19 protein-coding genes are annotated in these 21,640 nt (G+C 60.7%); 7 read left to right on the top strand and 12 right to left on the bottom strand.

The features are described from left to right. Positions 1 to 17: 17 nt before the first annotated feature. Together thiE and BLT89_RS13765 are read right to left on the bottom strand one after the other, a co-directional pair. A complete protein-coding gene (gene thiE, locus BLT89_RS13770; protein ID WP_090196525.1) occupies positions 18 to 650 on the bottom strand; it encodes a thiamine phosphate synthase in 633 nt (210 codons plus the stop codon). A gap of 7 nt (positions 651 to 657) precedes the next feature. Further along, the gene (locus BLT89_RS13765; protein WP_090199046.1) at positions 658 to 1,455 is read right to left on the bottom strand and encodes a hydroxymethylpyrimidine/phosphomethylpyrimidine kinase; all 798 of its coding nucleotides are present in this window, start codon (positions 1,453 to 1,455) and stop codon (positions 658 to 660) included. Positions 1,456 to 1,656: 201 nt separating this feature from the next. On the opposite strand from BLT89_RS13765, the gene BLT89_RS13760 reads away from it, so the two are divergent. The 6 genes from BLT89_RS13760 (at position 1,657) to amn (ending at position 12,020) form a co-directional block, all read left to right on the top strand. Next, entirely contained in the window at positions 1,657 to 2,292 is a 636-nt protein-coding gene (locus tag BLT89_RS13760) for a TetR/AcrR family transcriptional regulator (protein ID WP_090196522.1), read from the top strand. Between the two features lie 3 nt (positions 2,293 to 2,295). Further along, entirely contained in the window at positions 2,296 to 3,948 is a 1,653-nt protein-coding gene (locus tag BLT89_RS13755; RefSeq protein ID WP_090196519.1) for an acyl-CoA dehydrogenase family protein, read from the top strand. Positions 3,949 to 4,249: 301 nt separating this feature from the next. Continuing rightward, positions 4,250 to 5,386, top strand: coding sequence for an efflux RND transporter periplasmic adaptor subunit (locus BLT89_RS13750; RefSeq protein ID WP_090196516.1), 1,137 nt, complete (start codon positions 4,250 to 4,252; stop codon positions 5,384 to 5,386). A gap of 15 nt (positions 5,387 to 5,401) precedes the next feature. Then, complete coding sequence (locus BLT89_RS13745) at positions 5,402 to 8,584, top strand: efflux RND transporter permease subunit (RefSeq protein WP_090196512.1); 3,183 nt, start codon at positions 5,402 to 5,404, stop codon at positions 8,582 to 8,584. Then, positions 8,581 to 10,047: an efflux transporter outer membrane subunit gene (locus BLT89_RS13740; RefSeq protein ID WP_090196509.1), complete on the top strand. Its 1,467-nt coding sequence runs from the start codon at positions 8,581 to 8,583 to the stop codon at positions 10,045 to 10,047. Before BLT89_RS13745 ends, BLT89_RS13740 begins: the two co-directional genes overlap by 4 nt. A gap of 500 nt (positions 10,048 to 10,547) precedes the next feature. Continuing rightward, positions 10,548 to 12,020, top strand: coding sequence for an AMP nucleosidase (gene amn, locus BLT89_RS13735; protein WP_090196506.1), 1,473 nt, complete (start codon positions 10,548 to 10,550; stop codon positions 12,018 to 12,020). 5 nt (positions 12,021 to 12,025) lie between these two features. Here the strand turns inward: amn and BLT89_RS13730 are convergent, their stop codons facing one another. From BLT89_RS13730 to BLT89_RS13715, 5 genes are all read right to left on the bottom strand, one after another. After that, on the bottom strand, positions 12,026 to 13,720 hold the full coding sequence (locus tag BLT89_RS13730; RefSeq protein ID WP_090196504.1) for an ABC1 kinase family protein: 1,695 nt from the start codon (positions 13,718 to 13,720) through the stop codon (positions 12,026 to 12,028). Positions 13,721 to 13,795: 75 nt separating this feature from the next. Next, entirely contained in the window at positions 13,796 to 14,596 is an 801-nt protein-coding gene (locus BLT89_RS13725; RefSeq protein WP_090196500.1) for a sterol desaturase family protein, read from the bottom strand. Between the two features lie 23 nt (positions 14,597 to 14,619). Beyond that, positions 14,620 to 14,778, bottom strand: coding sequence for a hypothetical protein (locus BLT89_RS17730; RefSeq protein WP_157718879.1), 159 nt, complete (start codon positions 14,776 to 14,778; stop codon positions 14,620 to 14,622). A 104-nt stretch (positions 14,779 to 14,882) separates the two neighbouring features. Continuing rightward, on the bottom strand, positions 14,883 to 15,977 hold the full coding sequence (locus tag BLT89_RS13720) for a helix-turn-helix domain-containing protein (protein WP_090196497.1): 1,095 nt from the start codon (positions 15,975 to 15,977) through the stop codon (positions 14,883 to 14,885). A 31-nt stretch (positions 15,978 to 16,008) separates the two neighbouring features. Further along, on the bottom strand, positions 16,009 to 17,064 hold the full coding sequence (locus BLT89_RS13715) for an MBL fold metallo-hydrolase (protein ID WP_090196494.1): 1,056 nt from the start codon (positions 17,062 to 17,064) through the stop codon (positions 16,009 to 16,011). A gap of 86 nt (positions 17,065 to 17,150) precedes the next feature. Here BLT89_RS13715 and BLT89_RS13710 point away from each other — a divergent pair, with 86 nt between their 5' ends. Then, entirely contained in the window at positions 17,151 to 17,789 is a 639-nt protein-coding gene (locus BLT89_RS13710) for a pseudouridine synthase (protein WP_090196491.1), read from the top strand. Here BLT89_RS13710 and BLT89_RS13705 read toward each other — a convergent pair. The 5 genes from BLT89_RS13705 to BLT89_RS13685 all read right to left on the bottom strand — a co-directional run bounded on the left by BLT89_RS13705 (position 17,786) and on the right by BLT89_RS13685 (position 21,505). Beyond that, the gene (locus BLT89_RS13705; protein WP_090196488.1) at positions 17,786 to 18,010 is read right to left on the bottom strand and encodes a DUF2788 domain-containing protein; all 225 of its coding nucleotides are present in this window, start codon (positions 18,008 to 18,010) and stop codon (positions 17,786 to 17,788) included. The genes BLT89_RS13710 and BLT89_RS13705 overlap by 4 nt on opposite strands. An 80-nt stretch (positions 18,011 to 18,090) precedes the next feature. Next, positions 18,091 to 18,570: an Lrp/AsnC family transcriptional regulator gene (locus BLT89_RS13700; protein WP_090196485.1), complete on the bottom strand. Its 480-nt coding sequence runs from the start codon at positions 18,568 to 18,570 to the stop codon at positions 18,091 to 18,093. A 453-nt stretch (positions 18,571 to 19,023) separates the two neighbouring features. Next, entirely contained in the window at positions 19,024 to 19,908 is an 885-nt protein-coding gene (locus tag BLT89_RS13695) for a cation diffusion facilitator family transporter (RefSeq protein ID WP_090196482.1), read from the bottom strand. Next, the gene (locus tag BLT89_RS13690) at positions 19,908 to 20,327 is read right to left on the bottom strand and encodes a polyribonucleotide nucleotidyltransferase (protein ID WP_090196480.1); all 420 of its coding nucleotides are present in this window, start codon (positions 20,325 to 20,327) and stop codon (positions 19,908 to 19,910) included. Before BLT89_RS13690 ends, BLT89_RS13695 begins: the two co-directional genes overlap by 1 nt. 161 nt (positions 20,328 to 20,488) lie before the next feature. Continuing rightward, on the bottom strand, positions 20,489 to 21,505 hold the full coding sequence (locus tag BLT89_RS13685) for an AraC family transcriptional regulator (protein ID WP_090196478.1): 1,017 nt from the start codon (positions 21,503 to 21,505) through the stop codon (positions 20,489 to 20,491). Positions 21,506 to 21,640 lie beyond the last annotated feature (135 nt).

Here is a 21,640-nt window from a genome sequence, read left to right as displayed (position 1 = left end):
ACAGGCTCTCGTAAAAGTTAAACGGAAGTAAACAGTTCGCTGAAGGCACGCGCGCGGCGTTCGACTTCGGCGGCATCGGCTGCGGCAAACAGGGCGTGGATCACGGCCAGCAGATCGGCGCCATGACTGATCAGGCCGGCGGCGGTTTCCAGGCTGATGCCACCGATGGCGGCAATCGGCAGATTGATTTGCCGGCGTGCCTGCACCAGTAATTCAGGGGTGGCGAGGACATCGCCGGGTTTGGTTTGTGACTGGAAAAAGCGACCAAAGGCCACGTAACTGGCGCCTGCGGCTTGTGCCTGTTCGGCCAGTTGCAGGCGGGCGTGGCAAGTGGCGCCGATGATTGCTTTGGGGCCGAGCAGGGTTCTGGCGGCGCTTATCGAGCCGTCCTGCTGGCCGAGGTGCACGCCGGCACCCAGTCGGGCGGCCAGTTCGGCATCATCATTGATGATCAGTTGCGCGCCATATCGAACGCACAATTCTTGCAGCGCCCCGGCTTCGCGCAGGCGCTGTTCGGCAGAGCCGGACTTGTCGCGATACTGCAGCAGGCGTACGCCGCCTTGCAGCGCAGCCTGTGCATAAGGCAGCAGGCGCCCGTCAGCCAGTAACTGGCTGTCGGTAATTGCATAAAGACCGCGCAGTTTAGCCATCACCGGATTAACCGCAGAAATCGAGCGGCAGGCGGCGTGGTACGTACTGACCTTGCCCTGGTTGTTCGGCATCCCGCAGGGTGCGCCAGGTGTAATCCAGCGCCGAGCGCACAGCGCTGACCAGTTCCTCGCCCAGGGCCAGACGGCCAGCCAGGGCGCTGGCCAGGGTGCAGCCGGAACCGTGATAACTGCCGGGCAGACGCGGGCAGGTGAAGTCGTGCCGGCTGCCATCGCGCAGATACAGGCGGTTGTGAATTTCGTTCTCGTCGCCATGCCCGCCGGTGATCAGCAGATGGCGGCAGTGTGGCAACAGCCTGGCCGCACACTGGTCCGCCGAGCCTTCCGGCAGTTCCGCCAGCAGGCGGGCTTCGGGCAGGTTCGGGGTGGCGATGAGTGCCAGCGGCAGCAGGCGTTCACGCAGGGCAAAACCGACATCGTCCTGGCCCAGCGCACCGCCGCCGCCAGCGCGCAGTACCGGGTCGCAGACCAGCGGAATGCCCGGCAGCTGCAGCAGCAGTTCGATCACCGTATCGACCATCTCCACCGAGCCGAGCATGCCCAGCTTGACGGCCGAAACCGGCAGATCAGCGATCACCGCCTGCGCCTGCGCCAATACCCACTCGCGGTCGAGCACGCGAAAATCGCGGACATTCTGCGTGTCCTGCACGGTTAACGCGGTGACTGTGGGTGCTGCGTGGCAGCCCTGGGCCAGCAGGGCCTCGATGTCGGCCTGCAGTCCGGCGCCACCACTGGGGTCATGGCCGGAAAGGCAGAGTACGACGGGACGTGATGGCGGAACTTTCATGGAGATATTCATAGGCAGTGAAGCTTATCACTAAGTGCTGGCCGGATAGGATTGCCGCAACGGTTGCGTGCAGTTTGCCCGGGCAGTATTCCAGCGGTTATGGCGGGGCGGCGTAATCGGCCGCCGACTTGGCGTAAATAACGCTTTATCCAAGAAATGAATACTGATTCACTATTTGAAAGTCTGAACCGGGATTCATTTATGGTCTATCGCACCACCAGTCTGCGTCTCGATCGTGATCAGGCGTTGCGTTCGCGCATCCTGGATTGCGCCATGCAGCGAGTGGCTGAGGGCGGTTTTGCCAGTCTGGCCATGCAGGCACTGGCCGAGGATGTCGGTGTGGCGACCGGTAGCCTGTACCGGCACTTTCGCAGCAAGGGTGAACTGGCGGCTGAAGTGTTTGCCCTGGCCAGCCGGCGTGAGGTGGCGGCGTTGGCCACCGCCTTTGCTGCTCCGGGTATGCCTGGTGAGCGCCTGGCACAAGGCATTCTGCAGTTTGCCGCACGCGCCTGGCACAGCCGTCAGCTGGCCTTTGCGCTGATCGCCGAACCGGTGGAGCCGGAGGTGGATGAGCAGCGCCTGTTCTATCGCGAGGCCTATGCCGATCTGTTCAGCGGCTTGCTGGAAGAGGGCGTACGTAGTGGCGACTTCCAGGTCGAACAGTTGCGCCTGGTCGCGACTTGCCTGGTGGGCGCCATTGCCGAATCGCTGGTTGGGCCACTTTCGCCGCCGGCGCGGGTGGCCCGGGAGGCCGGAGGTGCGGTGCCCGGGTTTGCCGAAACCAGCCGCAACCTGATCACATTCTGTCTGCGCGCCGTTGGCGCCAAGGGGTACTGAGCCATGTCATTGCAGCAATTTGCCGAAACCCATGAAGTACTGAATCAGGTGCCCACGCTGGACGGCGCCAACCTGTACCGTGTGGATCTGCCACTGCAGGAATGGACGGCGCGCTTTGGCGGCGGCTGGGCCGATCAGCAGTTACAGGAGTACGGCGCGCTGGCCGGTGGTCCGCTGATGGCCGCCGGCTTTCTGGCCAACGAGAACAAACCGGTGTTCAAAAGCCATGACCGCTATGGCAACCGGGTGGATCTGGTTGAGTTCCATCCGGCCTATCATCAGCTGCTGCAGACGGCCATCGAGCATGGCATTCCGTCGCAGCCGTGGAGCGATCCGCGTCCCGGCGCTCACGTGGCTCGTGCAGCAATGAACTACCTGCACAACCAGCCCGAAGCCGGCAATGCCTGTCCGCTGACCATGACCTTTGCCAGCGTGGCGACGCTGCGTCTGCAACCGGATCTGGCCGAGAGGTGGCTGCCCAAAGTGTTGGCGCGCAGCTACGATCCGCGCAACCTGCCTCTCGGTGAGAAAAGCGGCGCCACCATCGGCATGGCCATGACCGAAAAGCAGGGCGGTACCGATGTGCGCGCCAACACCACCCGCGCCTGGCCGGTGGGTATCGGTGGGCCGGGACAGGCCTATGAGCTGGTCGGGCACAAGTGGTTCTGCTCGGCACCGATGTGCGATGCCTTCCTCACGCTGGCCTATACCGACAAGGGTCTGTCGTGCTTCCTGCTGCCGCGCCATCGCCCCGATGGAGCGCGCAATCAGTTCTATATCCAGCGCCTGAAGAACAAGCTGGGCAACTGGGCCAATGCCTCCAGCGAGGTCGAGTTCCGCGGTGCGCTGGCCTGGCTGGTGGGTGACGAGGGTCGTGGTGTGGCGACCATTATCGAGATGGTCGCGCTAACCCGCTTCGACTGCATGATCGGTTCCAGTTCGCTGATGCGTCAGGCGCTGACCCAGGCCAGCCATCATTGCGCGCATCGCCAGGTTGGCGGGCGGGTGCTGGCGGAACAACCGCTGATGCAGAATGTGCTGGCCGATTTGGCGCTGGAAAGCGAAGCGGCCCTGGCGCTGACCATGCGTATGGGGCGCGCACTGGACCATGCTCACGACGAGCAGGAGGAGAAGTTCTCCCGGCTGGTCACTGCCATCGGCAAATACTGGATCTGCAAGCGCGCGCCAAACATGATCGCCGAGGCCTCCGAATGCATGGGTGGCGCCGGCTATGTCGAGGAAACCATCCTGCCACGGCTGTACCGCGAGGCGCCGGTCAACTCGATCTGGGAAGGCTCGGGCAATGTGCAGTGTCTGGACGTGCTGCGCGCCCTGTCGAAGGAGCCGGGAGTGCTCGATGCGCTGTTTGTCGAACTGGGCGACGGCCATGGAGATGCGCGCCTGAAGGCGCAGATAGGCAAGCTCAAGGCAGCTTTTGCCGATACCGGCGAGATCCAGTATCGCGCCCGCCAGATCACCGAAGACGTGGCGCTGGCGCTGCAGGCCAAGCTGTTGCTGGAGGCGGGCAACAGCGTGGTCAGCGATGCCTTTCTCGCCAGCCGACTGGGCGGCGAAGGCGGGCGGGTCTACGGCACCTTGCCGCGTGGTGTAGATGTTGAAGCGCTGGTGGCGCGCAGTACGCCGCACCCGGTCTGAGTTTTCCCGATGGCGGCATTATGAATGGCGGCACGCGGCTGCCTTCATATGCCGCGCGCGCACTCCATTCGGTGCACGCCGGTGAAAGTGGCGAAATAAGCGCTGTCACGTTGTATCGGCCAGACCCATGGCATATTCTGGATCGCATTTGAGAAACGGCAGGCCGGTTTCGGCGGTGAAGGCTGCTCGGCGCACTGAATTGGCGCAGTAGCGGGCTTCCGTTTGACCGGTCAAGGGCGGGCACTTGATACTTCGGGCCTTGCTTCACGTTATCTTTTTTGTTGCATCAGGAGTGTTGCGCATGCGCTGGTTACCCGTTGCCCTTGTGGCTCTGGCTTTTGTTTCTGCCTGTAGCAAGGACGAGCCCAAGGAGGTTGAGCGGCCTCCGGTGGATGTAACGGTGATCAAGGTTGAGCCAAAGGACACCCAGGTAATTCCCGAGTATGACGGGCAGACGCTGAGTTCCCGGCAGGTGACCATCATGGCGCGCGTGGACGGCTTTCTCGACAAGCGCGTCTATACCGAAGGCAGCATGGTCAAGGCGGGCGAGGTGATGTTCTTGCAGGATCCGCGGCCGTTCCAGGCGCAGCTGGATGCCGCCAAAGGCGCATTGGCTGCCCAGCAGGCCCGCTGGCACACTGCGCAAAAGAATCTGGCGCGGGTCAAGCCGCTGGTGAAGCTCAATGCACTGAGCCAGAAAGATCTGGACGATGCCATCGGCTCGGAACTGTCGGCTGCGGCATCGGTGCAGACAGCGCGCGCGGATGTGGAACAGGCGCAACTGAACCTGAACTACACCACTATCACTTCGCCGCTGGCCGGGCGTTCCAGTTACGCCCGGGTGCAGGAAGGTGCTTACGTCAGTTTTTCCAATAACCTGCTGACCTATGTCGATCAGGTTGACCCGATCTATGTCCATTTCAGCCTGTCGGAGAATCAGTTGCTGGAAATCAGCGGCATGGTCGAGAGCGGCATCCTGCAGCAACCCAAGGACATGAATTACGAAGTCAGGCTGAAGTTGGCGGATGGCAAGGATTACGGGCATAGCGGGCGCATCACCTTTGCCGATGCAGACTTCAACACGAGCACAGGAACCTACCTGCTGCGCGCCACTTTGCCCAACCCCGATGCCGAGCTGAGGCCGGGGCAGTTTGTCCGGGTGTCGCTGTTGGGTTCGATAGCACTCAACGCCATCCTGGTGCCGCAGCAAGCGGTGTTGCAGGGTGACAAAGGGCATTTTGTGATAGTCGTGGACAAGGACAGCAAGGCACAGGTTCGCCCGGTTGAGGTGGGCAGCTGGTACAGGGATCAATGGTTCATTAACTCCGGCTTGGCTGCCGGTGATGTGGTGGTGGTCGATGGCATGATCAAGTTGGCTCCGGGCGCGCGGGTAAAGGCGACGGAAGCATCTGACAAACCCGCTCCCGCTGCCAAATAACCAGAGACCTCGCCCATGTTTTCGCACTTCTTTATCGACCGGCCGATTTTCTCGGTAGTGGTTGCGCTGATTATTTCCATCGCCGGTCTGGTTGCGATGGAGTCTTTACCCGTTGCCCAGTTTCCGCAGATCACCCCGGTACAGATTCAGGTCACCGCCACCTACCCTGGCGCCAACGCCACACTGGTCGGGCAAAACGTCGGTGCGCCCATCGAGCTGCAGGTCAACGGCGCCAACAACATGCTGTACATGTCGTCGACCAGCTCCTCGACCGGCAACTACACGCTGAATGTCTATTTCGATATTTCCACCGACCCCAACCTGGCCCAGGTGGATGTGCAGAACCGGGTCAGTCAGGCAATGTCGAAGTTGCCGCAAGCGGTGCAGGCGCAGGGCGTCAAGGTGCAGCAGAAAACCTCGTCCTTCCTGATGATCCTGGCGGTCTATTCGCCGGACGGCCGTTACGATGCCAATTACATCGGCAACTACACCAATACGCAGATCCTCGGCGCGGTAAACCGCATCCCGGGCGCCAACCAGGCGTCGATTTTCGGTGTGCCGGATTACGCCATGCGCATCTGGCTCAAGCCTGATCGCATGCAGCAGATGGATATATCCGTCAGCGAAATTTCCGAAGCGATCAAGGCGCAGAACCAGCAGTTTGCCGTCGGCCGGATTGGTGCGCCGCCAACCGAGGGTCCGGTGGTACAGACTTTTCCGGCCACCACAAAGTCGATCACCGAGCCGGAAGAGTTCGACAACATGATCCTGCGTGCGGACAACGGCAACGCGGCTTTGCTGCGGGTTAAAGACGTCGGTTTCGCCGAACTGGGCAAGCAGAACTATGACTTGCGCACCAGGTATCAGGGCAAACCGGCCACGCTGATTGCGGTGTACCAGCAGGTAGGCGCGGACTCCAATGCCATCGAGGTGTCGAAAAATGTGCGTGCCACTCTGGCGGAGCTATCCAAGAGCTTCCCCGAAGGCATGACCTATGAGGTGGCGCTGGACACCACGTTATTTGTGCAGGATTCGATCAAGGAGGTGATCCACACCTTCTTCGAGGCCGTGGTGCTGGTGGTGCTGGTGGTGTTTGTGTTCCTGCACAGCTTGCGCCTGACCATTATCCCGGCGATCGCCGTGCCAATTTCCATTCTCGGCGCCATGGTTGGCATGTTGCTGATGGGTTTCTCGGTCAACATGCTCACGCTGTTCGGCATGATTCTGGCCATTGGTCTGGTGGTGGACGATGCCATCGTGGTGGTGGAAAACACCGAACGCAACATGATCCAGTTTGGCCTCGACGCCAGAGCTGCCGCCAAGCGGGCGATGGATGAGGTCAGTGGGCCGGTGATTGCGGTGGTGCTGGTGCTCAACGCCGTGTTTATTCCGGTGGCTTTTCTGGGCGGCATTACCGGCGCGTTGTACAAGCAGTTCGCCATCACCATTGCCTTGTCCATGCTGTTCTCCGGCATCGTTGCGCTAACCCTGTCACCGGCCCTTGCGGTGCTCTTGATCAAGGCCAAGCATGGCGAGAAGAAAGGCTTTTACAAATGGTTCGATGACAACATGGAGCGCATCACCAACAGCTATGTCGGCGGGGTGAAGCGGGTCATGCATCACTGGAAACTGGCCATGACGGCTTTTGTTCTGGTGGTGCTGGGCACTGTCTGGTTGTTCAAGCTGTTGCCAACAGCCTTCGTTCCGGCAGAGGATCAGGGCTACGTGTTTATTCCCTATTTTCTGCCGGATTCGGCCAGTCTGGACCGTACCGAGGCGCTTGGGCTTCGGGTGGCCGAGCTGGCCAGGAAGCACCCGGCGGTAGAAAACGTTACCCAGGTCGATGGCTACAGCCTGATCGACTCGCAGAACAAGACCAACTTCGGCCTGTTGTTCGTTTCGCTCAAGGGCTATGAAGAACGTCAGGAGCCGGGCATGCAGGCCGATGATGTGCTGGCTACTTTGCGCAAGGAAACTGCCGGCTTCGAGGATGGTCTGGTTGTGCCGTTGAACCCGCCATCGATTCCCGGGCTGGGCGTCACTGCCGGCTTCCAGATATGGATCGAGCAGAAAGGCAGTGGTGATTTCAACGAGCTGGCGGCGGTAGTCGACAAGATCATTGCCAAGGCCAAAACCCGGCCGGAGCTGGCCGGGGTGAACACCACCATCCGCGCCAATGGCCAGCAGTTACTGGTGGATGTTGACCGGAGCAAGGCCGAGTTGCTTGGCGTGGCCGTGGAGGACGCTTACAACACCCTGCAAACCATGTTCGGCTCGCTCTACGTCAACCAGTTTCCGAAAGACTCGCGCCTTTATCAGGTGGTGCTGCAGGCCGAACCAAAATACCGCATGACGCCGGAGGATATCGGGCGTTTCTATGTGAAGAACCGCGACGGCGACATGGTGCCGCTGTCGGCGCTGGTTACGCCCAAGTTTGTGGTCGGGCCGGATCTGTCCACACGCTTCAACAACTACCCGGCGATTGCCATCAATGGTGCGCCGGCGCCCGGGGTCAGTTCCGGTGCAGCACTCGAGGCAATTCGTCAGGTGGTCGAAGAAGAAATGCCTTCTGGTTACGGTTATGACTGGGCCGGCGAGGCGCGCGAGCAAGTCAGTTCGGGCTCGACCTCAGCCATCGCTTTTGTCTTCGGGCTGATTTTCGTCTTCCTGATTCTGGCCGCGCAGTATGAAAGCTGGTCGTTGCCGGTGGGGGTGATGCTGGCCGTACCCTTTGCCATACTCGGTGCATTGATTGCCATTGCTTTGCGCGGTACGGCCAATGACCTGTACTTCCAGATCGGGCTGCTGACGCTGGTTGGTCTGGCGGCGAAAAACGCCATTCTGATTGTCGAATTTGCTGTCGAGTTGAATCGCAAGGAGGGCATGTCCTTTTTCGATGCGGCAGCGGAAGCCGCACGCCTGCGCCTGCGACCGATCCTGATGACCTCGTTCGCCTTTATCCTCGGCCTGGTGCCGCTGGCGATTGCCAGTGGTGCTTCGGCCAACAGCCGGCATTCGATCGGCACCGGGGTAATTGGTGGCTCGCTGGCTGCAACGGTGGTCGCAGTGTTCTTTATTCCGATGTTCTACTGGTTGTTGTCCAGCGCCAGCGAGAAGGTTTTCGGCAAGGCCAAACCGGTGCCGGCGGAACCTGAGGCCAGCACCGCGCAGGGCACCGGCAAGGAGGAGCAGCCATGAAGCTACGTTCCCTTGCACTGGCCGTCGCGGTTCTCGGGAGCTCCGGCTGCATGATCGGTCCGGATTATGCCAGGCCGCAGATTGATACGCCGGAAGCCTACCGTTTCGAGCCCGGCCAGGTTGCCGAAACGGCTGACAGCCAGTGGTGGCAGCAGTACAACGACCCGGTACTGGATCAGTTGATCAGCGACTCGCTGGCCAGCAACTGGAATGTGCAGATTGCTGCGGCCAACGTCGAGGCTGCCGCCGGTATTCTGACCACCACCCGTGCGCCGATCTTTCCGCAACTGGGTTATGGCGCTGAGTCAGGTCGTGCGCGTTATACCGAGTCCGGAGACGGTGCGGTCACGCCCGGAACGGTGAACCCGCAGAGCTTCAATCAGGCGGCGTTTACCGCCAGTTGGGAGATTGATTTGTGGGGGCGCATCCGTCGTCAGACCGAGGCCGCCCAGGCCAATCTGCTGGCCACAGAAGAGGCGCGGCGCGGCGTGATACTGACACTGGTATCCGGCGTGGCAAATGGTTATCTGCAATTGCGTGGCCTCGATGAGCAGCTGGACGTTTCGAAAAAGACCCTGGATGTCTACGACCAGTCGCTGAAGTACTTCGAATTGCAGTTCAAGTATGGTCAGACCTCGGAAATGACCGTGGCCCAGGCAAGCTCTCAATACGAAACAGCTGCTGCACAGATTCCGTTGATCGAGCAGCAGATCGTGCAGCTGGAAAATGCCCTGTCATTACTGGCCGGGCGTAATCCGGGACCGATTCCGCGTGGCAAAACCCTGGCTGAGCTGAGCGCCCCGAAAATTCCGGCCGGCTTGCCATCGCAATTGCTGGAGCGCCGCCCGGACATTCTGCAGGCCGAGCAACAGCTGATTGCCGCGAATGCCCAGATTGGAGCGGCCAAGGCGTTGTATTTCCCGTCGATTTCACTGACCGGAGCCTTCGGTGGATCCAGCTCCGAGCTGTCTGACGTGTTCAATGGTTCGGCCAAGTCCTGGAACTTTACCGGCACGGTAATCGGGCCGATCTTCACCGCCGGGCTGATCAGTGGTCAGGTTGCCCAGGCCGAGGCTAACCAGAAGGCCGCGCTGGCCAATTATCAGCAAACCATCCAGGCGGCTTTTGGTGATGTCAGCAATGCCTTGAGTGCGCGCGAAAGCTTGCTGCGGCAGGTGGCATCCCAGCAGCGCAAGGTCGACGCATTGCGTAACTACGCCAAACTGGCGCGCTTGCAGTACGACGGCGGCTACGCGCCGTATTCGACCGTGTTGCAGGCCGAGCAGGATCTGTTTCCGGCGGAGCTGACGCTGGCGCAGAGAACGGCCGACAATGCTGCGGCACTGGCCAATATCTACAAGGCGATGGGTGGTGGCTGGGTGGATAAGGCGGCTGCACAGACGCTGCCGGTGTCTGCGGCTATGCCTGCTGCAGATCAGCCACAGGCTGCAGAGGCACAATAGGCCGGCAACCATGGCCTGACAAAAAGCCCCGGCAGTTTTTGCTGCCGGGGCTTTTTGTTGTCGCGCAGGATTATCGGGTTTTGATGACCTGCAGTGCTAACCAGCTGCCATCCAGTACCGAGGGTCCGTTTCCTTCGGCCAGTACATGCGCAACATGATGGCGAAATCACCGCCGGGCGCCGGTAGCCAGTTGGCTTACTTGCCCTTGTCCGGTGACCAGAAAGCCCTGCCTATCTGCCGGCTGCGTCGCTGCTGCTGGCAGCGCAAGCGTAGCTGGCAAACAGGCCAAGCCAGGCAGCGAGTATGAAAGGCATGGAATCACCCTCTGTGGGTGGGTACGGCAGCGGTTGGTTTGGCTGATAAACACCGTATGACTGTAGATGCTTTTTCAGCTAGCCCACTGTCGCTGCCTGAAAGCGTCCGGCAAACAGCTTTGCGCTACTACCTTTGTCACATTCGGCAGGGCAAGATGGGCGAAACAGTGTTCAGGAAGGCCGTCCATGCCCGTTCCAGATGAAGATTTTGTCGTGGTGCACAGCCCTGACGAGGCGGTGGACCGCCTGGCAGCCTTGCACCGCCAGGCCACATCGGCGCTCGGCGAGGCACTTACGCGCTATCTGAAAACCCGGGAAAAGCCCACTGCCGAGCAGCAGCGCGGGTTCCGCTATCCGCAGTTGCGGCTGACCTATGAGTGTCAGGGAGAAGTGCCCAGCACCATCCGCGCCTATGCCAAGGTGCAGGTGCCGGGTACCTACAGTGTGACCGTGACGCATCCGGAGGCGTTTCGTGGCTACCTGCTGGATCAGCTCGGGCCACTGCTCAGCGACTTCACCGTGCAGCTGGAAGTCGGCCTGAGCGAGCAGAACATCCCCTATCCCTATGTGGTCGAGCAGGGCGATGAGCTGACCGGCTCCGGAGTCACGGCGGCCGAGCTGGCCCGGGTGTTTCCCAGTACCGACTTGTCGGCAGCCAGCGACGGCACCGCCGATGGCCTGTACGACTGGGAAAATATCGACCCCTTGCCGCTGGCGCTGTTCGATGCCGCGCGCGTGGACTTTTCGCTAAAACGCCTGCAGCACTACACCGGTAGCGACTGGCGGCATGTGCAGCCGTGGATATTGCTGACCAACTATCACCGTTACGTCGACCAGTTCATACGCCATGGGCTGACCCGCTTGCGTGACGACCCGCGATTTGTGCGCATGGTGCTGCCGGGCAACGTGATCATCGAACGCGGTACCTCGGAAGAAGATGCCCGGGCGGTGGCCGATGCAGTGGTCTGGCATCGCTACCAGATGCCGGCCTACCACCTGATTGCCAGCGACGGTCATGGCGTGACCCTGGTGAATATCGGTGTCGGCCCGTCCAATGCGAAGAACATCACCGATCATCTGGCCGTGCTGCGTCCGCACTGCTGGCTGATGATCGGCCACTGTGGCGGCCTGCGCCAATCGCAGACCATCGGCGATTACGTGCTGGCCCACGCCTACATGCGCCGCGACGGCATTCTCGACCGGGTGCTGCCGCCCAATATTCCGATCCCGGCGCTGGCCGAAGTACAGCAGGCCCTGCAGGAGGCGGCGGCGCTGGTCACCGGCGAGCAGGGCGACGAACTGAAAAAACGCCTGCGCACCGGCACCGTGCTGACTTACGACGACCGCAACTGGGAGCTGCGCTGGGCCCAGGAACGGCCGCTGATCAATCTCGCCCGTGCGGTGGCGGTGGATATGGAAAGCGGCACCGTTGCCGCCCAGGGTTACCGGCTGCGCGTGCCCTACGGCACCCTGCTGTGTGTCTCGGACAAACCGCTGCACAGCGAAATCAAACTGCCCGGCGCCGCCGGTGCCTTCTACGAGCGGGCAGTCAGCCAGCACCTGCTGATCGGTCTGGCAGCGGTCGATTTACTGCGCAACCGCCTCGACAGTCTGCATTCGCGCAAGTTGCGCAGTTTCGACGAGCCGCCGTTTCGCTAAGCGGCTCAAGGTTTTCTGCTGCTGCGCCAGATCGCTAGTACTAGCCACAGGCTACCCAGCCCAGCACCGCCCAGCGCTAGGTTGGCGAAGTTGGCGAAGTTAGCTGTTGCCGGCTGGTTGGCGACGATTATGGCGCAGCCGAGAATACAAGCAGAGGTTATCAAGCCCACGCTTATGCGGTTGCCCGCGCTGGAAATCTGCTTGGCCAGTTTCTCAAGTTGAGCCAGATCAAAGCCCATGCGCAGCTGCCCTCGGCGCGCCGTTTGGGTCAGTTGCTGAAGCTCATTGGGCAGCTGGAGCAGGGCTTCGAAATTCTCCCCGAGTAATGCCCAGCCCTTCCTGATCAGGGCCTGCGGCCCGAGCTGTCGCATGATCAGTCGGCGCAGCAGGGGTTCGGCTTCCTCGACAATTTGGTAGTCCGGATTCAGTTGCCGTCCCAGGCCTTCGAGGGTGCTGATCGCTTTGATCACCAACACCAGATCCGTGGGCAGGGTTAGTTGATGGTTGCGCAGAATGCGTGTGACATCGCCCAGCAGGGCAATCAGGTTCAGTTGTTTAAGCGGGACGCCGTGGTAGCGCTGGATGAATGCCTCAACCTCTTCGGTTAAGGCCGTTTCATTCACTGGAGTGTCGCCAGCCCATTCCAATAGCACGTTTGTGGTGCTGGTCGCGTTGCGTTCAACCAAGCCGAGCAGCAGTTTGATCACTTGCTGGCGGCGTGCTTCGGAAAGCCGCCCAACCATGCCCCAGTCAATCATTACAAAGGTGTTTTCCGGCATCACGAACAGGTTGCCGGCGTGGGGATCGGCATGGAAAAAGCCGTCTTCCAGAATCATTTTCAGAATGGCTTGGGTGCCGCGGCTGGCGATCACTCGCGAATCCAGACCGGCTGCCTCGATGGCGCTGATATTGCGTGCGGGAATGCCGTCGACAAACTCCTGCACGTTGAGCCGCTCGCAGGTCCACTGCCAATAAACTTCCGGAACCCGGAAGTGGGGGTCACCGCTGAAGTTCTCGGCAACCCGTTGGGCGCTGCGGCATTCAGCGGCTAGGTCGAGCTCCTGACGCAGCGAGCTGGCGAACTGTCGAACCAGCTCCACCGGTTGAAAACGGGCGATCCAGGCAATGTGGTTTTCCGCTAGTTGTGCTAGACGACTTAACAGGCGCAGGTCGGCTTCGATTTGCGGACGGATATTGGGTCGGCGAATCTTCAGAATCACCTCGCGTCCATCTTCCAGTCGCGCCCTGTGTACTTGGCCAATCGACGCTGTGGCCAGGGGCGTGCTGTCAAACCAGGCAAACTGGCTTTCCGGGCTGGCACCTAGATCGGCTTCAAGTTGCGGGCGCAACAGGGCGAAGTCAACTGGCTGAACCTGATCCTGCAGGCGCTCGAACTCGGTGATCCATGGTGGCTCGAACAGGTCAACCCGCGTGGCCAGAATCTGACCAAGCTTGATGAAGGTGGGGCCTAGCTCCTGCAGGGCCAAACGGGCGCGTTGTGGGGCCGTCAGTTGTTGGTTTTCCTCCGCCTCCTCTAGGTCCAGCGGATCGCCGGCCCGGTTCAGCAGGCTGGTGATGCCGGTACGTTGTAACAGATCGGCAAAGCCGTAGCGGATCATGACCTGGGCAATGCTGCGCAGGCGCCCGATGTCTTTCAGTAGGGAAAAGCCATCCAGTAGCGGCGAGGTGTTGTTGTCCATGCATCGCTCCATAAAATCGTCGCTATCATTCTGGCAGAAATTACATTGTGCCGAGGAGATGTGCACAGAGGTTGCTTACTGTGTCCCAGTATTGCTTTCGGTAATTGCGTTGCTGGAGGGGGCTGGTAAGCCAAGATTGCTGGCCACTCGGGCGGCATAGTCCGGGTGCTCGGTGCCCATCCAGCGATCCCACCAAGTGAAATACAAGCCGAAATTGTGACGACCGTATTGATGGTGCAGGTCGTGATGGGTGCTGGTGGTCAGCCAGTCGAACCAGCCGCTGCGCACCATCCAGCGCGGCATCAGTTCATAGCCGGCATGACCGATTACGTTGCGCACTATCATGTGCAGGCTCCACAGCCAGATCACCAGCGGGTGCATTGGCAGCAGCATGGCAAACACGACCGGGTACAGGATCTGCGTCAGCGCCTCCAGCGGGTGAAAGGCGTAGGCTGCCCACGGCGTTGGCGTATGCGACTGGTGATGCACGCGATGGGCAAAGCGCATCAGGCGCCGCTGATGCAGAAGCCGATGGCTCCAGTAGAAATAGGCATCGTGGCCGACAATCATCAGCGCCAGACAAAACGCCGTATAGCCCCAACTGCCGTCACTCAGATTCCAATACAACTGGTTCCAGCCCTGCTCGCCAAACCATGCGATACACAGCAGGCTGATGCAGCCGAACAACGTGGCGGTGAGTAACGACCAGCTGATTTCGCGTCGGTAGTCCTTGCCAGTCACCGGATGTGCTTGCAGGCGGCGGCGCTGCATTGTTTTGCGCAGCAGCCACAGCATCAGGCTGAGGAGGCCGGCGGCCAATAGGTACTTGGTGATGTCATGCAGGATCGCGCCTTGCAGATTATCCAAAGTGAGCATGGGCTGTTCTCCGGGGCGGATGCTTAGCTGCACCAGGGGCTACAGCCGACATAGGGCAGCTCCCAGCCGGGCAGGCTCCAGCTAAGTTGGCTATGGCCTTGCAGTACAAGCACCAGCAGGGCGATCAGGATGATGGCGCCAGCGAGTAAGGTGGGCAGGTTTTGCCGGTTGAGATGATGCATGGGCTGATCCTCCGTGGTTGATGGTTGCAGTTTCTAGCTGCAACCCACGCAGGTCTGGCCGATTAATCGCTAATGCTGGTTGATTTTGAAATCGGCCAGATATTTCAACTTTCGCCCAGCTTTTCCCGGCGAAACTCACTGGGGGTAAGGTCAAGTTGTGCTTTGAAGGCGCGGTTGAACGGGCCAATTGAGGCAAAACCGACATTCAGGGCAATGCTCAGAATCGGTAAGCGGCGTTTGTCTGGATCGGCCAGTTGTTCGCAGGCAGCGGCGATGCGGAATTGATTAAGGTAGCTGTTGAAGTTGCGCTGCCCCAGCGCACCATTGATCAGTCGACGCAAGCGATATTCGGCTAAGCCGATGTGTCTGGCGAGGTCGGCAACGCTAAGACTCTCACGGCGCCAGAGTCTTTCTTTGTGCATCGCCTGTTGTAGTCTAAGTAGGGCCGGTTGATCGGATTCTTCGTCAGCTTCGCTTATTGTCAGCGTGTTGCTGCTGTTAATGGCGACAGGTTCGGGGGACACCCGGTTGCGGCTGGCAGGACTGGAGGCCAGCAAATCGAGCAAGGTATCCAGACGCAGACTGAACCACAGAGTGAATAGAAAAATACCGAGCATATTCAGTGTGTCGAGCCAAGCCGGTACACCGCCCCAGGGGAAGCTCAGCTCAACGGCTAGTATGCTCAGTATGTACAGGCCGATACCAGGGCCCAGCCATAAGCGCAGGCGGCGGCGTGGCAACAGCAAGTCTGCGTCCTGATGACGCCAGATCAGCCAGAGCACATGGGCTATCAGCAGGCCACCGAACAGGTGTTGCAACACGTCAAGCCACTGCCGTGCCGCCGGGTCGAGCAGCTTGCTTTTGAACAACAGCGGCACCGCGGCCAACATCACTACCGGTAGGGCGTGCGTCCAATGCCAGCGCATGTCATCGTTAAACAGTTTCTGCCCGAACAGCCAGAACAACACCGGCACCAGGGTGGCCAGGGTAATCAGCGGCAGGCGAATCAGTATCGGCATATCTGCATCAAACACCGCCGAGGTGAGCAGGTAACCGGCAATGCACACCAATAAGCTCAGGCAGAGCAGTTGGTTGGCGTTGCGCGGCGGTTGCAGCAAGCGCAATACCAGCAGGCTCAACAAGCCAAGGCTGGCACCACGCAGTAACAAGTCGAGGGTCTGCTCGGCAGCAAGGGTCATGTGGCGCTATCCATCCGGGTGCTGAGCCAGTTTAGCCTGCGGGCCGGCGCAGTGGCGGCACCTGCCACTGCTCGCCTGGCTTGGGTGCGCGGAACAGTTCAGGTGCCACGCGATGATCATGCAGGGCTTGTTCGAGCGCCATCGGCGGGGCGAACTGGCCCTCGTCGGAGAGTTTGAAGGTGCCGAAGTGAATGGCCATGCTGCACTGCGATTGCAGTTGCACATGGGCCTGCACTGCATCGTCGGGGTCCATGTGGTTGTCACGCATAAACCAGCGCGGCGCGTAGGCGCCGATCGGCAGTGCGGCAAAGCGCATGGGCCCGAAGCGCTGGTTGATCAGCCTGAATTCCGGGCCCAGTCCGCTGTCGCCGGGGAACAGCACCGGGCCTTCGGCAGATTCCAGGACAAAACCCAGCCACAAGGTCTGGTTGGTGTCGGCGCGGGTGCGTGCCGACCAGTGCTGCACCGGCACCGCGTGCAGGCTGATTTGTGCGTTAAGTGGCATGCTCTGCCACCAGTCCAGCTCCTCGATGCGGGAAAAGCCGCTCTGGCGAATCAGCGCGGCATTACCCAAGCCGGTGACCACCTGCGCCTGCGGGAAGCGCTCGGCCAGCTGCGCCAGGCTGTCCAGATCAAGGTGATCGTAATGGTTGTGGCTGACCAGGATCAGGTCGATTGGCGGCAGTTGTTCGATGCCCAGGCCTGGCGGATGGTGGCGTCTGGGGCCGATGAACTGGAAGGGGCTGACGCGCTCCGACCACACCGGGTCGGTAAGAATGTTCAGTCCGTGCTGCTGGATCAGCAGGGTGGCGTGATTGATGTAGGTGACCTGCAGATCGGCGCCGGTCACCTCTTCGGCAACTGCTGGCGCAACTGCCGGCCCCGGCTGCTCGATCCAGTCCGGTTGTGGCGCGCGGCTGAACTGCCATTTGAGCAGGCTCCACAGATCCTTGTGCGGCTTGGGTTCGATATTGTGAAAGCGCCGACCATCGAAATGCTCGCTGGCCGGGCCCTGGTAGCCCTGCGGGCCCCGACCAAGGATGCTGTCGAGGTTGATTTTCCAGGCGGGGCGGGCGTTGCTGGGCATATCCGTGGGACTCGTGCTTGCGGAAGGGCATCGGCAGAACCTAGCATGCTGGTTCCTTTCCGTGTCCGCCCAAGTGTTTTCCAGTCATGTCACGTCCCCCGCGCCCCTCTGCACGCACCGGCTCTCCACGTCCTTCCGGCAATGCCCGGCGGCGGGTAGCCAAGGCTCCGCCTGCCGAGCCGAAGCTGCTGCTGTTCAACAAACCGTTCGATGTGCTGACCCAGTTCAGTGATGGCGAGGGGCGCGCCACGCTCAAGGATTTCATTGCGGTGGCCGGCGTGTATCCGGCCGGCCGGCTGGATCGTGACAGCGAGGGTCTGTTGCTGCTGACCAATGACGGCGGTCTGCAGGCGCGGATTGCCGACCCGAAACACAAACTGCCGAAGACCTACTGGGTGCAGGTCGAGGGTGAGCCGGACAGCGAACAATTACAGCAGTTGCGCGATGGCGTGCAACTCAACGATGGTCCGACCCTGCCCGCCGAAGCCAGACAGATCGATGCGCCGGCGTTGTGGCCGCGCAATCCGCCGGTACGTTTTCGCAAGAGCGTACCGACAGCCTGGCTGGAACTGGTGATTCGCGAGGGACGCAACCGTCAGGTGCGCCGCATGACGGCGGCGGTCGGCTTGCCGACCTTGCGTCTGGTGCGGGTCAGGATCGGTAACTGGACGCTGGAGGGTCTGCAGCCCGGCGAGTGGCGGGAGGTGCCGGCCACGCCCGCTTAATCCCCGCTGGGGATGTCTTCCACCTGTTCGATGATGTAACCGATGACCGGCTTGGCGGCAAAGGCGAACAGGCAAAGGCCCAGGCCGAGGAACAGGATCGCGGTACCCAGGCGTCCGGCCTTGGAGGTCTTCGCCAGATCCCAGATGATGAACGCCATGAAGCCCATCAGCCCACTGACCAGGACATACATCATCAGTGATTCGAACTGTTCGGTTTCCATGGGCTGCCTCGCGCGGATGCTGGTGAGCGTAACTGCGGGGCGGCGATTATACGTGCTGAAAGCGCTTTTGCGGTTGCCGCTCAGCTGCGCAGATGCTCCAGCGGCAGCTCGGTGCTGTTCAGCACCTGATTGAGCACGAAGCTCGAGCGCACGCTGGTTACGCCTTTGATGCGGGTCAGCTGGCCGAGCAGAAACTTCTGGTAGTGGTCCATGTCGGCCACCACCACCTTGAGCTGGTAGTCCGCATCGACGCCGGTAACCAGGCTGCACTCCAGCACTTCCGGGCATTTGCGGATTGCGCTTTCAAAGCCCTCGAAACGTTCCGGAGTATGCCGGTCCATGCCGATCAGCACATAGGCGGTCAGGCTCAGGCCGAGTTTGGCGCGGTCGAGCAGGGCGACCTGGCGCAGGATGTAGCCATCGTCCTCCAGTTGCTTGACCCGCCGTGAGCAGGGCGAAGGCGACAGGCCGATACGTTCGGCCAGCTCCTGGTTGGAAATCCGCGAGTCGCGCTGCATTTCCGCAAGAATTTTCAGATCGTAGCGATCCAGTTTGTTCATTTCGGCGCCCTTTTATCCATTTGTTGCTGGATATGATGCGCTTAAGGTGATTTATTGCGCAAGTGATGGTCTGGGTAGCAATCTTTGCAATCATTTGTCGCGCCGGCAGGGTTAAGCTTGTTTCCAGTTTCAAGGCCCGGACGAACATGTCCATGCGCACTGCCCAACCAGGCAGGCCGCCGCAGCCGATCTTACCGGATCACGCTGCTCCCGGGTCCGCACCGCCCAATCAGGCGGGCGAGAAAAACGGTGTTACCCACGCCGCAGACGGACGAACACAAAAAGGGCAGCCTGCGGGGCTGCCCTTTTTGTTGGTGGTGTCCCTGTTACACGCTGGGTAGACGCCTGGGCTGGGCTTCAGCCCGCGCGTTACGCTGCATTTGTCCTGGTGGGCTGAAGCCCAGCCTGCGGCCGTGCTACACAACGGGCCCTGCAATCCATGACAGCAGTGGCTCAGGCCGAGATGATCTTGATCGGGTCGGGATGCACCAGCACTTCGGTGCGTTTGAACTCGCTGTGGATTGCCGCTTCGGCGGCATCACAAAGCTCATGGGCCTGTTTCAGCGGCATGTTGTCCGGCAGTTCCAGATGCAGTTGCACATGCCAGTGGATACCGGAGACGCGTGAGCGCAGATCATGCACACCAAGCACGCCGGGCACCGCGCAGACCAGTTCATGCATGCGCTCGGTCACCTCCACCGGCAGCTCCTTGTCCATCAGTACGGCAACCGACTGGCGGGCAATGCCGATGGCGCTCCACAGGATGTAAGCCGCAATGCCCAGGCCGAACAGCGCGTCAGCGTGGCTCCAGCCCATGCCGGCCAGTACCAGCGCTACCAGGATGCTGCTATTGAGCAGCAGGTCGGAGGTGTAGTGCAGGGAATCGGCATGCACGGCAGTCGAACCGGTTTCCCTGACCACGTGGCGTTGCAGCAGCAACAAGGCCAGGGTCAGCAGCAGCGACAGAACAATCACGGCGATGCCCAGTGTTTCGGCGGCCAGGGGTTGCGGATTGCTCAGGCGCTCGACCGCATGTGCGCCAATCAGCAGGGAACTGATACTGATGAACAGTGCCTGCGCCAGCCCGGCCAGGGCTTCGGCCTTGCCGTGGCCATAGCGGTGGTCTTCGTCGGCCGGCTTGAGGGCGTAGTGCACGGCCAGCAGATTGATAAAGGAGGCGGCAGCATCCATCACCGAGTCGGTCAGACCTGCGAGCAGACTGACGGAACCGCTGAGCCACCAGGCCACGGTTTTGGCCGCAATCAGGATGCAGGCGACGACCAGTGAGGCTCTGGTTGCCAGACGCATCAGCCTGGCGTGTTCGTTGCTGGTTATCATCACGCCGCCGGTTGCAGGCCAAGGCTGGCCAGTTGTTGCAGGTTGCCACGCTGCTGGATCAGATAGGGGTTATCCAGTGGCAGTTGCTGGCCGGTCTGTTCTTCGATGATCGCTTTCAGGCGCAGGTTGTCGATGCTGCCATCCGGGTTGACGGCTTTTTGCAGCAATTGCGGATCGACCTGTGCATGTTTGCCGCCGGGCAGGTAGATGGCGCCGGTAATGAAGTCCACAGCGAACGCCAGAAGCCCGGGAATTATGTAGAACAGAAGGCCGATGGCATCCATGATGGCCACCGCCGGGTCGATCTGGCCGCTGATCTGGCCGCGGCGTTCGGGGTAGAAAATCGTGCCGCAGGCAGCCAACTGGATCAGCAGGCTGATAGCTATGGCGCCGCTTAACAAACGTGTGTGCAAACGCATGGAATACTCCGAAACCACAGATAAATATGGGCCCCAGTATACTAGCGACGGTCTCTTGAGGCAGCGCCAAGAAGTTGCATGGCTTTAATCGTCGCGTATTTTCGTGGAGTGCGCGATGTCGTTCAGTCCTGAACGTCCCGTGCCAAGGTGTAATCTATCGGTTACAGGCGCTGACGTTTCCATTGGCCTGGGGCGAAACCTGTCCAGCGACTGAACGCGCGGGAAAAGCTGGCCGCCTCGGCATAACCCAGACGCTGCGCGATGCTGTTGATATCCAGGCGCGAGTCGCGTAGCAGGCGTTCGGCCAGTCGCTGCTTGATTTGCTCGTTAATTTGTTGAAACCGGTGGCCTTCGTTTTTCAGGCTGCGGTGCAGGGTCCGCTCGGAAAGGCCCAGACGTTGGGCCACCGTGCGACTGCTGAGCAGGGTGGCCGAGTCCCGGATTAGCACCTGCTGCACCAGGCGTGCAGTGGGCGCCTTGTGCAGGCTGTGGGAGATCTCCACGCACAGGCGCTCGCACATTTGTTCGCCTTCGGAATGAGCGCTGATATGTGCCTGCGGCAGTTTGAACTGCAGGTCGGCATGCGAGAACAGAATGCCGTTGCGCGCACCGTCGAACTGCGCCGGGTAGGGAAATTCGCGCAGCAGGGCTTCCAAGTCAGCCGGGGCACGGCATGTCATTTCCACGACCAGAGGCTTGATTGGCCGCTGCAACAACTCGCAGGCAACGCCCAGGCAGGCGGAAAGGCCGCGCTCAATGACAAAGGCGCGGGCATCCTGCGGTAGTACGCTGGCATCGAACAGCAGCCAGGCGCCGCGCCGGTCTGCCTCGATCCGCGCAGGGCATAACGTCAGGGCCAGCAATTGGAAACGGCTGAAAGTGGCAAATGCCTCGCCGAGAGTACGGCTGGCCAGCATGGTGAAACCGAGCAGTCCCAGAGAGGTCAGGTGGTAGCGCTGCCCTGTGACGAACCCCAAGCCCGGCCTGCCGGCGTGCTCCAGCAGATTGCGGATCACCGCCAGTTCCTGCCACGCCTCGATCTGCGCATTGCGCTGCTGCAGCGTATCACTGGAAATGGCGCTGCCGATCAAGCAGGCCGCAGCATCCGCACCTTCAGCTTGAGCGGTTTCCAGCAGATAGCGCACACCTGTCAGTGGACGGCTTTGACGCCAATCCATCAGGTGGATCCTTCCAAAAGTCCGATCTCCCGATGCATGTTGCGATTGCAGTAATTATCATTTATTGGCAGTTATGATCATTGTTGAGATTACCACTCGCACTGCATCGTGCAAGCACTCCAAGTCCAAATGAGT

The organism is Pseudomonas pohangensis, assembly GCF_900105995.1.
GTDB lineage: Bacteria > Pseudomonadota > Gammaproteobacteria > Pseudomonadales > Pseudomonadaceae > Aquipseudomonas > Aquipseudomonas pohangensis.
This window is presented reverse-complemented; position numbering and strand designations above follow the sequence as displayed.

Bases quoted from the DNA above. Each gene is read 5' to 3' on its own strand.
- BLT89_RS13715 (WP_090196494.1), bottom strand. From the start codon at position 17,064: ATGCCCAGCAACGCCCGCCCCGCCTGGAAAATCAACCTCGACAGCATC.
- BLT89_RS13710 (WP_090196491.1), top strand. From the start codon at position 17,151: ATGTCACGTCCCCCGCGCCCCTCTGCACGCACCGGCTCTCCACGTCCT.
- BLT89_RS13730 (WP_090196504.1), bottom strand. From the start codon at position 13,720: ATGGACAACAACACCTCGCCGCTACTGGATGGCTTTTCCCTACTGAAA.
- BLT89_RS13765 (WP_090199046.1), bottom strand. From the start codon at position 1,455: ATGAAAGTTCCGCCATCACGTCCCGTCGTACTCTGCCTTTCCGGCCAT.
- BLT89_RS13720 (WP_090196497.1), bottom strand. From the start codon at position 15,977: ATGACCCTTGCTGCCGAGCAGACCCTCGACTTGTTACTGCGTGGTGCC.
- thiE (WP_090196525.1), bottom strand. From the start codon at position 650: ATGGCTAAACTGCGCGGTCTTTATGCAATTACCGACAGCCAGTTACTG.
- BLT89_RS13755 (WP_090196519.1), top strand. From the start codon at position 2,296: ATGTCATTGCAGCAATTTGCCGAAACCCATGAAGTACTGAATCAGGTG.
- BLT89_RS13750 (WP_090196516.1), top strand. From the start codon at position 4,250: ATGCGCTGGTTACCCGTTGCCCTTGTGGCTCTGGCTTTTGTTTCTGCC.
- amn (WP_090196506.1), top strand. From the start codon at position 10,548: ATGCCCGTTCCAGATGAAGATTTTGTCGTGGTGCACAGCCCTGACGAG.
- BLT89_RS13760 (WP_090196522.1), top strand. From the start codon at position 1,657: ATGGTCTATCGCACCACCAGTCTGCGTCTCGATCGTGATCAGGCGTTG.
- BLT89_RS13725 (WP_090196500.1), bottom strand. From the start codon at position 14,596: ATGCTCACTTTGGATAATCTGCAAGGCGCGATCCTGCATGACATCACC.
- BLT89_RS13695 (WP_090196482.1), bottom strand. From the start codon at position 19,908: ATGATAACCAGCAACGAACACGCCAGGCTGATGCGTCTGGCAACCAGA.
- BLT89_RS13740 (WP_090196509.1), top strand. From the start codon at position 8,581: ATGAAGCTACGTTCCCTTGCACTGGCCGTCGCGGTTCTCGGGAGCTCC.
- BLT89_RS13705 (WP_090196488.1), bottom strand. From the start codon at position 18,010: ATGGAAACCGAACAGTTCGAATCACTGATGATGTATGTCCTGGTCAGT.
- BLT89_RS13685 (WP_090196478.1), bottom strand. From the start codon at position 21,505: ATGGATTGGCGTCAAAGCCGTCCACTGACAGGTGTGCGCTATCTGCTG.
- BLT89_RS13700 (WP_090196485.1), bottom strand. From the start codon at position 18,570: ATGAACAAACTGGATCGCTACGATCTGAAAATTCTTGCGGAAATGCAG.
- BLT89_RS17730 (WP_157718879.1), bottom strand. From the start codon at position 14,778: ATGCATCATCTCAACCGGCAAAACCTGCCCACCTTACTCGCTGGCGCC.
- BLT89_RS13690 (WP_090196480.1), bottom strand. From the start codon at position 20,327: ATGCGTTTGCACACACGTTTGTTAAGCGGCGCCATAGCTATCAGCCTG.
- BLT89_RS13745 (WP_090196512.1), top strand. From the start codon at position 5,402: ATGTTTTCGCACTTCTTTATCGACCGGCCGATTTTCTCGGTAGTGGTT.